General features: G+C 62.9%; 15 protein-coding genes. 3 read left to right on the plus strand and 12 right to left on the minus strand.

All coding sequences use genetic code 11. The features are described 5' to 3' along the window. Nucleotides 1-88 precede the first annotated feature (88 nt). Nucleotides 89-1,369: an MFS transporter gene (locus tag OO306_RS16885; protein WP_265969406.1), complete on the minus strand. Its 1,281-nt coding sequence runs from the start codon at nt 1,367-1,369 to the stop codon at nt 89-91. A 13-nt stretch (nt 1,370-1,382) separates the two neighbouring features. After that, a complete protein-coding gene (locus OO306_RS16890) occupies nt 1,383-2,033 on the minus strand; it encodes a FadR/GntR family transcriptional regulator (RefSeq protein ID WP_099453009.1) in 651 nt (216 codons plus the stop codon). 138 nt (nt 2,034-2,171) lie between these two features. Here OO306_RS16890 and OO306_RS16895 point away from each other — a divergent pair, with 138 nt between their 5' ends. Further along, nucleotides 2,172-3,353 (plus strand): alkaline phosphatase family protein, encoded by a 1,182-nt coding sequence (locus tag OO306_RS16895; RefSeq protein ID WP_265969407.1) that lies wholly within the window; start codon nt 2,172-2,174, stop codon nt 3,351-3,353. 94 nt (nt 3,354-3,447) lie between these two features. On the opposite strand, the gene hisC is transcribed toward OO306_RS16895, so the two are convergent. The 10 genes from hisC to OO306_RS16945 all read right to left on the minus strand — a co-directional run bounded on the left by hisC (nt 3,448) and on the right by OO306_RS16945 (nt 11,450). Beyond that, nucleotides 3,448-4,494 carry a histidinol-phosphate transaminase gene (hisC, locus tag OO306_RS16900; RefSeq protein WP_027595619.1) on the minus strand — a complete coding sequence of 349 codons (1,047 nt, stop codon included), beginning with the start codon at nt 4,492-4,494 and terminating at the stop codon, nt 3,448-3,450. Between the two features lie 2 nt (nt 4,495-4,496). Next, the gene (gene hisD / locus OO306_RS16905; protein WP_027595618.1) at nt 4,497-5,822 is read right to left on the minus strand and encodes a histidinol dehydrogenase; all 1,326 of its coding nucleotides are present in this window, start codon (nt 5,820-5,822) and stop codon (nt 4,497-4,499) included. 126 nt (nt 5,823-5,948) lie between these two features. Continuing rightward, nucleotides 5,949-6,584, minus strand: a complete 636-nt coding sequence (gene hisG, locus OO306_RS16910) for an ATP phosphoribosyltransferase (RefSeq protein ID WP_033701084.1) — start codon at nt 6,582-6,584, stop codon at nt 5,949-5,951. 170 nt (nt 6,585-6,754) lie between these two features. Further along, complete coding sequence (gene murA / locus OO306_RS16915) at nt 6,755-8,020, minus strand: UDP-N-acetylglucosamine 1-carboxyvinyltransferase (RefSeq protein ID WP_099428396.1); 1,266 nt, start codon at nt 8,018-8,020, stop codon at nt 6,755-6,757. A 23-nt stretch (nt 8,021-8,043) separates the two neighbouring features. Beyond that, nucleotides 8,044-8,283: a BolA family protein gene (locus OO306_RS16920; protein ID WP_003255121.1), complete on the minus strand. Its 240-nt coding sequence runs from the start codon at nt 8,281-8,283 to the stop codon at nt 8,044-8,046. A gap of 119 nt (nt 8,284-8,402) precedes the next feature. Continuing rightward, the gene (locus OO306_RS16925; protein WP_027595615.1) at nt 8,403-8,705 is read right to left on the minus strand and encodes a lipid asymmetry maintenance protein MlaB; all 303 of its coding nucleotides are present in this window, start codon (nt 8,703-8,705) and stop codon (nt 8,403-8,405) included. Continuing rightward, entirely contained in the window at nt 8,702-9,349 is a 648-nt protein-coding gene (locus OO306_RS16930; protein WP_186675639.1) for a phospholipid-binding protein MlaC, read from the minus strand. Before OO306_RS16930 ends, OO306_RS16925 begins: the two co-directional genes overlap by 4 nt. Before the next feature lie 9 nt (nt 9,350-9,358). Beyond that, nucleotides 9,359-9,844: an outer membrane lipid asymmetry maintenance protein MlaD gene (mlaD, locus tag OO306_RS16935; RefSeq protein WP_027595613.1), complete on the minus strand. Its 486-nt coding sequence runs from the start codon at nt 9,842-9,844 to the stop codon at nt 9,359-9,361. Then, complete coding sequence (gene mlaE, locus OO306_RS16940; protein WP_027595612.1) at nt 9,844-10,641, minus strand: lipid asymmetry maintenance ABC transporter permease subunit MlaE; 798 nt, start codon at nt 10,639-10,641, stop codon at nt 9,844-9,846. Before mlaE ends, mlaD begins: the two co-directional genes overlap by 1 nt. Further along, nucleotides 10,641-11,450: an ATP-binding cassette domain-containing protein gene (locus tag OO306_RS16945; RefSeq protein ID WP_016501329.1), complete on the minus strand. Its 810-nt coding sequence runs from the start codon at nt 11,448-11,450 to the stop codon at nt 10,641-10,643. Before OO306_RS16945 ends, mlaE begins: the two co-directional genes overlap by 1 nt. A gap of 246 nt (nt 11,451-11,696) precedes the next feature. On the opposite strand from OO306_RS16945, the gene OO306_RS16950 reads away from it, so the two are divergent. Next, entirely contained in the window at nt 11,697-12,671 is a 975-nt protein-coding gene (locus OO306_RS16950; protein ID WP_027595611.1) for a KpsF/GutQ family sugar-phosphate isomerase, read from the plus strand. Beyond that, on the plus strand, nt 12,672-13,196 hold the full coding sequence (locus OO306_RS16955; protein WP_027595610.1) for an HAD family hydrolase: 525 nt from the start codon (nt 12,672-12,674) through the stop codon (nt 13,194-13,196). The last annotated feature ends 5 nt before the right edge of the window (nt 13,197-13,201 follow it).

Raw genomic sequence — 13,201 nt, forward strand, 5'->3', positions numbered from 1 at the left:
CCCACAGGATGGCAGGGCTTTCAGGCACTGCGGGCTCCTGTGGGAGCGGGCTTGTCCCGCGAATGGGCCGGCACTGGCACAATCAGTCTCAGACTTTTTCGCTGGTCACCTGCACATGCAACGCCCGCCCAGCCCCAAGCCCGAAAACAATGGCACCCAGGCCTAGCACGGCAAAGATCCACCCCAGTGCCGCCCAGCCACCGGTCAGGTCATGCACCACCCCCACCGCAAACGGCCCCATCGACGCCAGTGTGTAGCCCACCCCTTGCGCCATGCTCGACAAATTCGCCGCCACATGGGCGTCTTTGGAGCGCAGCACGATCAACGTCAATGCCAGGGCAAACGTCCCGCCCTGCCCCAGGCCCAGCAGCACCGCCCACCCCCACAGCCCGGAAATAGGCGCATACAGGCAGCCAAACAGCCCGGCCAGGGTCACCAGCATGACAATTACGATGGCCAAGCGCTGGTCCTTGCCGCGCGTGGCCAGCCAGGGCGCACTGAGCGAGCTGATCAATTGCACGATCACCGAGCCCGACAGCACCAGCCCCGCCTCGGTTGGGCTCAGACCACGACCCATCAGAATCGAAGGCAACCAACCGAAAACGATATAGGCCAGCGACGATTGCAGGCCCATGTACAAGGTCACCTGCCAGGCCAGTGGGTCACGCCACAGGCCACGCACTCGATAGGCAACCTTGTGCAGGCCATGCCCCTGGCGCGCCTGCGGCAGCCAGACCAACATGGCCAACAGTGCCGGCACGGCCCAGAAGCCCAGCCCCAGCGCCCAGTTGCCTTCGTAGTGCTGGGCCAGGGGCACCGTGGCACCGGCCGCCATGGCCGCCCCCAGGCACAGCGCCATGGTGTAGACCCCGGTCAAGGTGCCGGCATGCTGTGGGAAGTCGCGCTTGACGATGCCCGGCAACAGCACGCCGATAATGCCAATGCTGGCGCCGGCCATGAGGCTGCCCAGGAACACCCCGGCCACCCCAAAGGCACTGCGCACTACAATGCCCAAGGCCAAGGTCAGGAGAATGCCGAGGATCACCCGCTCACTGCCAAAACGCCGCGCCAGCACCGGCGCCAGTGGCGCGAACAGGCCCAGGCACAGCACCGGCAAGGTGGTCAGCAAGCCAGCCTGCGAGGCGCTCAAACCCAGGCCTTCGGACACCAGGCCCAGCACCGGCGCCATGCTCGACAAGGCCGGCCGCAGGTTCAGCGCCACCAATACCAGGCCCAGCAGCAACAGCCAGGGCCGGCGCAGCAGCACAGGCTGTTGCTGCACCTGCTCGTCATCGGCTTCGGCGTCGATCAGCAGTTCGTCGAGTTCCCGCTCGCCGGGCGGGTTGCTACGGGTCATTGATTCAGCCATGGGCTTCTCGTGGTCAGGATTCGATGAGGGTCCGGCTCAGGCGCTTGGCCCGCTCCGAATCACGTTGTTCGATGGCGTCGAGGATTTCCCCGTGCAGATCGAACGTGGACTGGCAGCGCGGAACAGTGGTCATGTTGTGCTGCAGCGCAGCGGCCACCACGCCGGAAAAGTACCGGTACAACTCACTCAATGCCGGGTTGTGGGCGGCATCCACCAAGCGCTGGTGAAACACCAGGTCGCAGCTCACATACGCATCGATGTCACCGTGAAAATGCCCGGCGCTGCCCGCAAGGGCTTCACGCAACCCGTGCAGGTCGGCGTCGGTGCGGCGCAGCGCCGCCAGGCCGATGGCCTCGGCTTCGAGGATATGGCGAGTCTCCCGCGCCTGCTCGGGGGTGCAGCGGGACATCGCCTGTACCGCCATCAACGGGTCCTGGGCGGTGCGCAGGTAACTGCCATCGCCCTGCCGTATTTCCACCAGACCGCTGAACGCCAGCACGCGCATGGCCTCACGCACGGTATTGCGGCTGATGCCCAATTCCTGGGCCAGCTCCGGCTCAGTCGGCAGGCGCTGCCCTACCTGCCAGTCGCCGTTGAGGATGCGCTCGCGCATGCGCTCCACGGCAAGTTCGACCAGGGAACGCTTGGTCAGCTCTACGCTCATTACATTCAACCAATCATCCGATGAATTGCTGCAGCCTAATGGAAAGCCCTCTGAACAGCAAACCACCTGGTATTTCTGCCAGTTGTGAGCAGCACGCTTTATTGCAACGCTCGCTCTACCGTTCCCGGATGCCCCTTCATGCGATTATCAGCCCTGCTTCTGATGACACTGACGCTGCTGGCAGCTTGCGACCCGGCGCAGCCTGCGCGCCAACCGAAAACCCTGATCATCGGTATCGAAGGCGTGCAACTCGACCGTTACGAAGCATTGGGCGACGCCAGCAATCTGCAGCAACGCCTGTATTACGGCAGCGCCTACACCGGCGGCATCACCGGCAAGGCCAGCGAACAACCAACGCTCAGCGGCCCTGGCTGGGTCACCCTGCTCACCGGGGTCTGGAGCAACAAGCATGGCGTTGGCTCGAATGCCGAGTCGCTGCGGGTCTCCCCGGCCTTCCCCAGCCTGTTCAAACGGCTGCGCCAGGCGCTGCCCACCGCCTACCTGTCCAGTGTGGTGAACTGGTCGCCGATCAACACCGCGTTCCTGCTCGAGGACGCCCACGGCAACGACGTACGCGAGAGTGGCCTATCCGACGATAACGTCATCGCGCGGGCGCTGCAGATACTCGACACCACGCCCGCCGACTTCACCTTCATCCAGCTGGGCGAACCTGATGAAGCCGGCCACAACGGTGGCTTCGACAACCGCTACCAGCTGGCACTGCGAAAGGCCGACAACCAAGTGGGGGAACTGCTGGACGCGGTCGACCTACGCAGCCGCCGCCATCTGCGTGAAGACTGGTTGGTGATTGTCAGCACGGACCATGGCCGCGACTATTGGGGCAAAGGCCATGGCGGCGTCACAGAACAGGAAAAGACCATCTTCATCGCCAGCAATAAACCGCTGAACAAAGAACTGACCCAGCCCAGCATTCCGAAAGAAAACCCAGGGCCAAACAACCTGTACCGTCTGCCTGCGCAGACCTCAGTGGCACCCACCGTCCTGCGCCACATGGGCGTGGCACTAGAGCCGCAATGGCTGCTCGACGGCACACCCCTGCTCGGTAACACGGGCGCTCGCAAAGCAAGGGCCGATGAAGCCACTGCCCGCCTGCGCTGGCACAGTACCGCCAAGGGCTACGTGACCATCCTCAAGAACGGGCATGTGGTTGCACAAGTACCGGCTGGGGCCGAGCAGTGGACCGACCCGGACGGTATGGATGACGTCAACGACTATGTGCTGCTACTCGATGGCACCCCGACAGCCGTACGCAACAGGCCTGCCGGCATGCCGTACAGCATCGAGGGAATCGCCTATTGAGAGCCAGGTTCAGCCCTGAAAGCAAAAACCCCGCCTGGCAATCAGTGCCAGGCGGGGTCAGATCGAAGCAGGCGGCTACGTGAGCCCGCCTTGATCAGTTCAGCGCATCAAGCAACGCCTGGTTCATTTCCGGCGTACCGATGGTAATCCGCAGGAACTGGGCAATCCGCGCCTGCTTGAAGTGCCGCACGATCACGCCTTGCTCACGCAAGCGAGCCGCCAACTCGGCCGCATCCTGCTGCGGGTGACGGGCGAAGATGAAGTTGGCCGCCGAGGGCAGTACCTCGAAGCCTTTGGCCGTCAGTTGCTCGACCAGCACTTCACGGCTGTCGATCACCTTGCGGCAGGTTTCTTCGAAGTAAGCACGGTCTTCGAACGCCACGGCTGCACCGACGATCGCCGCACGGTCCAGCGGGTAGGAGTTGAAGCTGTTCTTGATCCGCTCCAGCGCTTCGATCAGGTCCGGGTGGCCCACTGCCAAGCCAACGCGCAGGCCAGCCAGCGAACGGGACTTGGACAACGTCTGGGTCACCAGCAGGTTGTCGTAGCGGTCTACCAGGCTGATGGCCGTCTCGCCACCAAAGTCGATGTAGGCCTCATCCACCACCACCACCGAATCCGGGTTGCCCTGCAGCAGTTGCTCGACCGCTTGCAGCGGCATCAGGCAGCCGGTCGGCGCATTCGGGTTAGGGAAGATGATCCCGGCATTCGGCTTTTTGTAGTCCTCGACGCGGATCTGGAACTGCTCGTCCAGCGCCACTTGCTCGTAGGCAATGCCATACAGGCCGCAGTACACCGGATAGAAGCTGTAGCTGATGTCCGGGAACAGCAGCGGTGCATCGTGCTGGAACAGGCCGTGGAAGATGTGCGCCAGCACCTCGTCCGAACCGTTGCCGACAAACACCTGCCCCGGGGTGACGCCGTAGTACTCGGCCACCGCCTGCTTGAGCCGGTCACCGTTCGGGTCCGGGTACAGGCGCAGGTTGTCGTTCAGCTCGCCGCGCATGGCTTCCAGCGCCTTGGGCGACGGGCCATAGGGGTTCTCGTTGGTGTTGAGCTTGACCAGGCGGGCCAGCTTGGGTTGCTCGCCCGGCACGTAAGGCACCAGGTCCTTGACGAAGGGGCTCCAGAATCGACTCATGCTCAGTTCCCCTTCTCTTGGGTCAGGATACGGTATTCAGCACTGCGGGCGTGGGCGGTCAGCGACTCGCCACGGGCCAGGACAGACGCGGTGTGGCCCAGCTCGGATGCGCCCTGCTCGGAGCAGAAGATGATCGACGAACGCTTCTGGAAGTCATACACCCCCAGTGGCGACGAAAAGCGCGCGGTGCCGGAAGTTGGCAACACGTGGTTGGGGCCTGCGCAGTAGTCACCCAGTGCTTCACTGGTGTGGCGGCCCATGAAGATCGCACCGGCGTGGCGAATCTGCGGCAACCAGGCCTGCGGGTCGGCGACTGACAGCTCCAAGTGCTCAGGAGCGATGCGGTTGGCCACGTCGATGGCCTGCTGCATGTCACGCACCTGGATCAGCGCGCCGCGGCCATTGACCGATTTCTCGATGATCTCGGCGCGTTCCATGGTCGGCAGCAGCTTGTCGATGCTGGCGGCAACGCGATCGAGGAACTCAGCGTCCGGGCTGACCAGGATGGCCTGGGCGTCTTCGTCGTGCTCGGCCTGGGAGAACAGGTCCATGGCGATCCAGTCCGGGTCGGTCTGGCCGTCACACACCACGAGAATTTCCGACGGGCCGGCGATCATGTCGATGCCGACCTGGCCGAACACGTGGCGCTTGGCGGTGGCGACATAGATGTTGCCCGGGCCGACGATCTTGTCCACCTGCGGCACGCTCTCGGTGCCATAGGCCAGCGCGGCGACGGCCTGTGCGCCACCCACGGTGAACACACGGTCGACACCGGCGATGCAGGCAGCGGCCAGCACCAGTTCGTTGACCTCGCCACGCGGGGTCGGCACCACCATGACCACTTCGGTCACTCCCGCGACCTTGGCGGGAATGGCGTTCATCAGTACCGAGGACGGGTATGACGCCTTGCCACCCGGTACGTACAGGCCAGCGCGGTCCAACGGTGTGACCTTCTGGCCCAGCACGGTGCCGTCGGCTTCGGTGTACTGCCAGGAATCCTGCTTCTGCCGCTCGTGGTAAATGCGCACGCGCTCGGCGGCTTTTTCCAGGGCTGCACGTTGGGTGTCGGTAATGCGCGTCAGGGCAAGCTCAAGGCGTTCACGGCCAAGAATCAGGTCATCGATGGACTTAGCATCGACACCATCGAAGCGCTGGGTGAACTCCACCAGCGCCGCATCGCCGCGTTCGCGAACGGCCTTGATGATGTCGAGCACGCGCTGGTTGACCGCGTCATCGGACACACTTTCCCAGCTCAGCAGATGATCCAGATGTCGGGCGAAATCCGGATCAGCGGCGTTGAGACGGGCAATTGCAGTGGACACGGTCATGGCGAGGGCCTCGATTATTAGCGAATGCTCAGGCGCCCTAGGCTACCAGTCCATCCGCGCGGGCACCCGAGAAAAGTGGCTATGACGCGGATAGACGGGCGCGACAGCGGAGGTCGCGCGCAGGAGTCAGCCGCGGTGTCGCGATTCGACGGCCTTGCGCAGGGTGTCGATCAGGCTCTGGATACGGGCGTGCTGCATCTTCATCGATGCTTTGTTGACCACCAGGCGGGAGCTGATCGTGGCGATCATTTCCTGGGGTTCCAGGCCATTGGCGCGCAGGGTATTGCCGGTGTCGACCACGTCGATGATCTTGTCGGCAAGGTTGATCAGGGGGGCCAGCTCCATCGAGCCATACAGCTTGATGATGTCGACCTGACGGCCCTGCTCGGCGTAATAACGCTTGGCGACGTTGACGAACTTGGTGGCCACGCGCAGACGGCCCTTGGGTTCAGGTGCGCCGACCACGCCAGCGGTCATCAGCTTGCAGCAGGCAATCTGCAGGTCCAGCGGCTCGTACAGGCCCTGGCCGCCGTACTCCATCAGCACGTCCTTGCCAGCCACACCGAGGTCGGCGGCGCCATGCTCGACGTAGGTCGGCACGTCAGTGGCACGCACGATCAGCAGGCGCACGTCGTCCTGCGTGGTGGGGATGATCAGTTTACGGCTCTTGTCCGGGTTCTCGGTCGGCACGATACCGGCCTCGGCCAGCAATGGCAGGGTATCGTCGAGAATTCGGCCTTTGGATAGCGCGATGGTCAACATGGGAAACGTCGGTCCTTAAGCGGCTACTGCCGGCCGGGCCTAGGCCCGACCTCATTCAATTCGTGTGTGGGAGCGGGCTAGCCCCGCGAACACCGGCAACGCCGGTGCCATACACCGCAGTGCCTCCTTCGCGGGACAAGCCCGCTCCCACATCGTGCGCCTGTGGGCTATTAACCCGGTACGCGGCGGATCTTGGCGCCCAGCATCTGCAGTTTTTCCTCGATGCACTCGTAACCACGGTCGATGTGGTAGATGCGATCGATCAGCGTATCGCCTTCGGCCACCAGCGCCGACAGTACCAGGCTGGCGGAAGCACGCAGGTCGGTGGCCATGACTGGCGCGCCCTTCAGCGTCTTGACGCCGGTGACGATGGCGGTGTTACCTTCGACCTGGATCTGCGCGCCCATGCGGTGCATTTCGTAGACGTGCATGAAGCGGTTTTCGAAGATCGTCTCGATCACCGCGCCAGTGCCTTCGGCGATGGCGTTGAGCGAGATGAACTGCGCCTGCATGTCGGTCGGGAACGCTGGGTACGGCGCGGTACGCAGGTTGACAGCCTTGGGCCGCTTGCCGTGCATGTCCAGCTCGATCCAGTCTTCACCGGTGGTGATGTCGGCGCCCGCTTCCTTGAGTTTTTCCAGTACCGCTTCAAGGATGGTCGGGTCGGTGTCCTTGACCTTGACGCGGCCGCCGGTGACGGCTGCGGCGACCAGGTAGGTACCGGTTTCGATACGGTCGGGCATGACGCGGTAAGTGGCCGAGTGCAGACGCTCGACGCCTTCGATGGTGATGGTGTCGGTGCCAGCGCCCTGAACATTGCCGCCCATGGCGTTGATGAAGTTGGCCAGGTCGACCACTTCAGGTTCACGGGCAGCGTTTTGCAGCACGCTGCGGCCTTTGGCCAGGGCAGCGGCCATCATGATGTTCTCGGTACCGGTCACGCTGACGGTGTCGAAGAAGAAGTGCGCACCGCGCAGGCCACCCTCAGGCGCCTTGGCCTTGATGTAGCCAGCTTCGACTTCGATCTTCGCACCCATGGCTTCAAGGCCACGGATGTGCAGGTCGACAGGGCGCGAACCGATGGCGCAACCGCCAGGCAGGGCTACTTCAGCCTCGCCGAAACGTGCAACCATCGGGCCCAGCACCAGGATCGAGGCGCGCATGGTCTTGACCAGCTCGTACGGCGCGACCAGCGTCTTGATGGTGCGTGGGTCGATTTCCACAGACAGCTTCTCGTCGATCACAGGCTCGATGCCCATGCGCCCGAACAGCTCGATCATGGTGGTGATGTCGTGCAGGTGCGGCAGGTTGGCCACAGTGACCGGGCCGTCAGCCAGCAGGGTCGCCGCCAGAATCGGCAATGCCGCGTTCTTCGCGCCCGAAATGCGGATCTCGCCGTCAAGGCGAGCGCCGCCAGTAATAATCAGTTTGTCCATTGGAGTCTCGCCGCCAAGTTGGCTCAGGTGCGCTCAGCCCAGGCTGCGCTGCTGAAAAATTTCATGGTTACCGCATGGATGCTGCCATTGGCGATCCAGGGATTAAGGTGAGCATAGATCGCCTGCTGACGCTTGACCGGGCTCAGGCCAGCCAACTCGTCGCTGATCACGTTCAATTGGAAGTTGCAGCCTTCGCCTTCAACTTCGACCCGGGATCCCGGCAATTTTTCTTCAAGGAAGCTTTTAACTTCTACGGCCTGCATGCTCAACCTCAATCGGCGCCCGATGCGCACGGGTCGGCCATCATACAAAAAAGCCCCTCGCCTGCGAAGCCCACTGAGGGCGTGCGCTGACCGAGGGGCCATCCTTCAGTGCATTGCCATCAAGTAGCCAGCACTTCATCGAGGTCATAAACCCCGGCAATTTCCCGCATGTCGTCGGGCATACCGCGTACTTCGAAGGCCTTGCCTGCCGCCTGGGCATCGCGGATAAACGCCAGCAGCAGCGACAGGCCGACGCTGGACGACTTCGCCACGGCCGAGCAATCCAGCACCATGTGCGGCTCGCGCGAGGCGTCGATCAATGCCTTGCCTTGCTTGCGCAAGGCCGGGCCGCTGCGATAGTCCAGCACGCCGGTCAAACGCAGTACGCCCGGCTCGGCCATGCTTACGCCAGCCTCACTCATTGCACTGCCTTCTCGGGCGACTTATCGGCGGTTTCCTTGGCCTTGGCCACTTCACCGGCCCAACCATCGATGGTCTTGTCCAGGTTGTTGCCGTTGCGCTGCATGGCATCGGCGAACTGGTCGCGGAACAGTTTGCCGATGTTGATGCCGTTGACGATGACGTTACGCACCTTCCACTCGCCGGCAATGTTCTCCAGGGTGTACTGCACCGGGTACACGGCGCCGTTGTTGCCGGTCACCTTCATGCCGACGCTGGCACGCTTGCCGTCATCAGCCTTGGCCGGGTCAACGACGATGCCCTGGTTGTTGTATTCCAGCAGGGCGTTGCCATAGAACTGCATCAGGCTGCGCTTGAAGTTCTCCTGGAAGCGCTGCATCTGCTCAGGCGTGGCCTTGCGCGAATACTTCACGGTCATGATGCTGCGGGAAATGCCGTCAGCGTCCACCACCGGGCCAAGGATGCGGTTGAGCGCATCGTAGAAGGCGTTGGGGTTGGACTTGTACTGATCCTTGTTGGCCTTGAGGTCGCCAAGCAATTCGTTGGTCGTGCCTTGCACCACATCGTGAGGCGTCTGCGCCGCCACGGTCAGCAAAGGGAAGGCCGCCAGCAGGACCAGCAGGCCACGTCGCAGGATCGAAATCATGGAAACTCCTTAATTAGCCGGTTGCGCTTCTTTCGGTTCCTTGCCAACGGAGTTGAGCAGGAACTTGCCAATCAGATCTTCCAGCACCAGTGCCGACTGGGTGTCGTGGATGGTCGCGCCATCCTTGAGCACGTCGTCTTCGCCGCCCACGCTGATGCCGATGTACTTCTCGCCCAGCAACCCGGCGGTCAGGATCGAAGCAGTGGAATCGGTCGGCAGGTTGTCGACGGTCTTGTCCAGCTGCAACGTCACCCGACCGGTGTAGGAATCACGGTCCAGATCGATGGCGGTGACCTTGCCGATCGTCACACCGGCCATGGTCACTTTAGCTCTGACCGTCAAACCGGCGATATTGTCGAAGTACGCATAAACTTTATAGGTATCGCTGCTCGGGCTGGCCGACAGCCCGCTGACTCGCAGGGCCAGCAGCAGCAGCGCCAGGATCCCGGCCAGGAGGAACAGGCCGACACCGATTTCCAGGGTGCGGTTTTGCATCAGAAATCTCCAAACATCAAGGCGGTCAGAATAAAGTCCAGACCCAGGACAGCCAACGAGGCATAGACCACGGTCTTGGTGGTGGCACGGCTGATCCCTTCTGAGGTGGGCTCACAGTCGTACCCCTGGAATACGGCGATCCAGGTGGTGACGAAGGCGAACACCAGGCTCTTGATCAAGCCGTTCAGCACGTCGTCGGTGAAGGAAACACTGTTCTGCATGTTGGCCCAGAACGAGCCCTCGTAGACGCCCAGCCAATCCACGGCGACCCACGACCCACCCCAGATGCCGACCACGCTGAAGATCAGCGCCAGCAGCGGCAGCGAGATGAAACCGGCCCATAGGCGTGGCGCAACGATGTACTTGAGCGGGTCGACGCCGATCATTTCCAGGCTCGACAGCTGCTCGGTGGACTTCATGTTGCCAATTTCGGCGGTCAGCGCAGAACCTGCGCGGCCGGCGAACAACAGTGCGGTCACCACCGGCCCGAGCTCACGCAGCAGGGTCAGGGCCACCATCTGCCCGACCGCCTGTTCAGAGCCGTACTTGGTCAGGATGCTGTACCCCTGCAGCGCCAGCACCATGCCGATGAACACACCGGACACGACGATGATCGCCAGCGACAGCACGCCCACCGAGTACAGCTGCTTGGTCAGCAGCTGGAAGCCACCGCCAATACCGCCACGCCCGATCAGCGCATGGAACAGAAACAGACAGGAACGCCCGAGCACGGCCAGCACGTCGATCGCCGAGCGACCGAACAGGCGAACACGTTCGAGTAAGGATTTTCTGCGCATCAACGCGCCCCCAGCAGGTCGGCGCGGTAATCAGGCGCGGGAAAGTGGAAGGGTACCGGGCCATCCGGATCGCCTTTCATGAACTGGCGAATACGCGGGTTGTCCGAGCCCATCAGCTCGTCGGGCGTGCCCTGCCCCAGCACCTGGCCATCCCCTACCACGTAGATGTAGTCGGCAATGCTGGCGGTTTCGGCCAGGTCGTGGGAAACCACGATGCTGGTGATGCCCAAGGCATCGTTGAGCAGGCGGATCAGGCGCACCAGTACCCCCATGGCGATCGGGTCCTGGCCGACGAACGGTTCGTCGTACATGAGGATCTGCGGGTCCAGGGCGATTGCACGCGCCAACGCCACCCGGCGCTTCATGCCACCGGACAGTTCGTCAGGCATCAGGTCGATGGCACCGCGCAGGCCGACAGCCTGCAGTTTCATCAACACGATGTCGCGAATCATCTCTTCCGACAGCTGGGTGTGCACGCGCAGCGGGAAGGCCACGTTCTCGAACACATCGAGGTCGGTGAACAGCGCGCCACTCTGGAACAGCACGCCCATCTGCTTGCGCGCGTCGAACAGGTCGCTGCGCGACAGCGTCGGCAGATTTTGCCCGGCTACCCATACCTCGCCGCTGGACGGACGCAGTTGCGCACCCATCAGGCGTAGCAATGTGGTCTTGCCGCAACCCGATGGCCCCATGATGCCGGTGACCTTGCCGCGCGGGATGCGTATGTCGACATTGCTGAAAATGCTGCGCGAACCGCGCTTGAAGGTCACTCCCTTCAACTCGACCGCGTAGGCGCTATCCACACTCATCTAGACTCCTTGCTAGTGCAGCCTCGTCCTAGTGGACGCTTGCCCTCATCGTGAAGGCACACGTGCCCCTGACAGGCCGAATAGCGGCGAACTATAGCACCGCTGACAGGGCGGCCCCAAGGCCATGGAGCGTGTCGTTCAGCACAACGACAGACTTCCATGGCATTTGCCGGGCAATCGAAAGGATGAGGCTTTCTTCCATTGCGGCTATAATCGCCGCCTTTTCATCAGGCATTGTTTGACGACATGAGCCAATCCAGTGAGCTGATCCAGTCCGCCCTGCGCACCTTGCGCCTCGAAGTCGAGGCCGTGGAAAGCCTGGCGCCGCGTATCGACGCCAACTTCGTCAAGGCCTGCGAGCTGATTCTGGCCAGCAAGGGCCGGGTCGTGGTGGTCGGCATGGGCAAGTCGGGGCATATCGGCAACAAGATCGCCGCCACCCTGGCCAGCACCGGCACGCCTGCGTTCTTCGTGCACCCCGCTGAAGCCAGCCATGGCGACATGGGCATGATCACCCGGGACGATGTCATCCTGGCCCTGTCCAATTCTGGCAGCACTGCAGAAATCATCACCTTGCTGCCGCTGATCAAGCGCCTCGGCATCCAACTGATCAGCCTGACCGGCAATGCCGATTCGCCCCTGGCCCAGGCTGCCGAGGTCAACCTCGACGCCCGCGTCACCCAGGAGGCCTGCCCGCTGAACCTGGCCCCCACTTCTTCGACCACCGCAGCGCTGGTGTTGGGCGACGCCCTGGCCATCGCCCTGCTCGAAGCCCGTGGCTTCACTGCCGAAGACTTCGCCTTTTCGCACCCCGGAGGCGCCCTTGGCCGCCGCCTGCTGCTCAAGGTCGAGAACGTGATGCACGCAGGCGCCGAACTGCCCCAGGTGGCACGCGGCACCCTGCTCAAGGATGCGCTACTGGAAATGTCACGCAAAGGCCTGGGCATGACCGTGATCCTCGAACCGGACGGCAAACTGGCCGGGATCTTCACCGACGGCGACCTGCGCCGCAGCCTGGACCGCAATATCGACATGCACACCACCTTGATCGACCAGGTGATGACCGTGCATGGCAAGACCGCCCGCGCCGAAATGCTGGCCGCCGAGGCCCTGAAAATCATGGAAGACCACAAGATCAACGCGCTGGTGGTGGTCGACCAGGACGACCGCCCGACCGGCGCCCTGAACATGCACGACCTGTTGCGCGCCGGAGTAATGTAAATGACCCAGGATTTGATTCAACGTGGCCAGGCCATCAAGCTTGCCGTGTTCGACGTTGACGGCGTGCTCACCGACGGCCGCCTGTACTTCCTCGAAGACGGCAGCGAGTTCAAGACCTTCAACACCCTCGACGGCCAGGGCATCAAGATGCTCATGGCATCGGGCGTGACCACGGCAATCATCAGCGGGCGCAAAACCCCGGTGGTCGAGCGCCGTGCGAAAAACCTCGGCATACCGCACCTGTACCAGGGCCGCGAGGACAAATTGGTGGTACTCGACGGCTTGCTCGCCGAACTCGGCCTAAGCTATGAACAAGTCGCCTACCTGGGCGACGACCTGCCCGACCTGCCGGTGATCCGCCGGGTCGGCCTGGGCATGGCGGTGGCCAACGCCGCCCCCTTCGTTCGCCAACATGCGCACGGGGTGACCCAGGCCCGCGGCGGTGAAGGCGCGGCGCGTGAATTTTGTGAACTGATCATGCAGGCCCAGGGCACCCTGGACGCTGCCAACGCACATTACCTTTAAGGCTG

It is taken from the genome of Pseudomonas sp. DCB_AW, assembly GCF_026240895.1.
Classification (GTDB): domain Bacteria; phylum Pseudomonadota; class Gammaproteobacteria; order Pseudomonadales; family Pseudomonadaceae; genus Aquipseudomonas; species Aquipseudomonas kermanshahensis.

What these genes read in the sequence shown, in the direction of transcription:
- murA (WP_099428396.1), bottom strand. Translation starts at nt 8,020, where the DNA reads ATGGACAAACTGATTATTACTGGCGGCGCTCGCCTTGACGGCGAGATC.
- OO306_RS16890 (WP_099453009.1), bottom strand. Translation starts at nt 2,033, where the DNA reads ATGAGCGTAGAGCTGACCAAGCGTTCCCTGGTCGAACTTGCCGTGGAG.
- OO306_RS16925 (WP_027595615.1), bottom strand. Translation starts at nt 8,705, where the DNA reads ATGAGTGAGGCTGGCGTAAGCATGGCCGAGCCGGGCGTACTGCGTTTG.
- OO306_RS16950 (WP_027595611.1), top strand. Translation starts at nt 11,697, where the DNA reads ATGAGCCAATCCAGTGAGCTGATCCAGTCCGCCCTGCGCACCTTGCGC.
- hisG (WP_033701084.1), bottom strand. Translation starts at nt 6,584, where the DNA reads ATGTTGACCATCGCGCTATCCAAAGGCCGAATTCTCGACGATACCCTG.
- mlaD (WP_027595613.1), bottom strand. Translation starts at nt 9,844, where the DNA reads ATGCAAAACCGCACCCTGGAAATCGGTGTCGGCCTGTTCCTCCTGGCC.
- OO306_RS16930 (WP_186675639.1), bottom strand. Translation starts at nt 9,349, where the DNA reads ATGATTTCGATCCTGCGACGTGGCCTGCTGGTCCTGCTGGCGGCCTTC.
- OO306_RS16895 (WP_265969407.1), top strand. Translation starts at nt 2,172, where the DNA reads ATGCGATTATCAGCCCTGCTTCTGATGACACTGACGCTGCTGGCAGCT.
- hisD (WP_027595618.1), bottom strand. Translation starts at nt 5,822, where the DNA reads ATGACCGTGTCCACTGCAATTGCCCGTCTCAACGCCGCTGATCCGGAT.
- OO306_RS16920 (WP_003255121.1), bottom strand. Translation starts at nt 8,283, where the DNA reads ATGCAGGCCGTAGAAGTTAAAAGCTTCCTTGAAGAAAAATTGCCGGGA.
- OO306_RS16945 (WP_016501329.1), bottom strand. Translation starts at nt 11,450, where the DNA reads ATGAGTGTGGATAGCGCCTACGCGGTCGAGTTGAAGGGAGTGACCTTC.
- hisC (WP_027595619.1), bottom strand. Translation starts at nt 4,494, where the DNA reads ATGAGTCGATTCTGGAGCCCCTTCGTCAAGGACCTGGTGCCTTACGTG.
- OO306_RS16955 (WP_027595610.1), top strand. Translation starts at nt 12,672, where the DNA reads ATGACCCAGGATTTGATTCAACGTGGCCAGGCCATCAAGCTTGCCGTG.
- OO306_RS16885 (WP_265969406.1), bottom strand. Translation starts at nt 1,369, where the DNA reads ATGGCTGAATCAATGACCCGTAGCAACCCGCCCGGCGAGCGGGAACTC.
- mlaE (WP_027595612.1), bottom strand. Translation starts at nt 10,641, where the DNA reads ATGCGCAGAAAATCCTTACTCGAACGTGTTCGCCTGTTCGGTCGCTCG.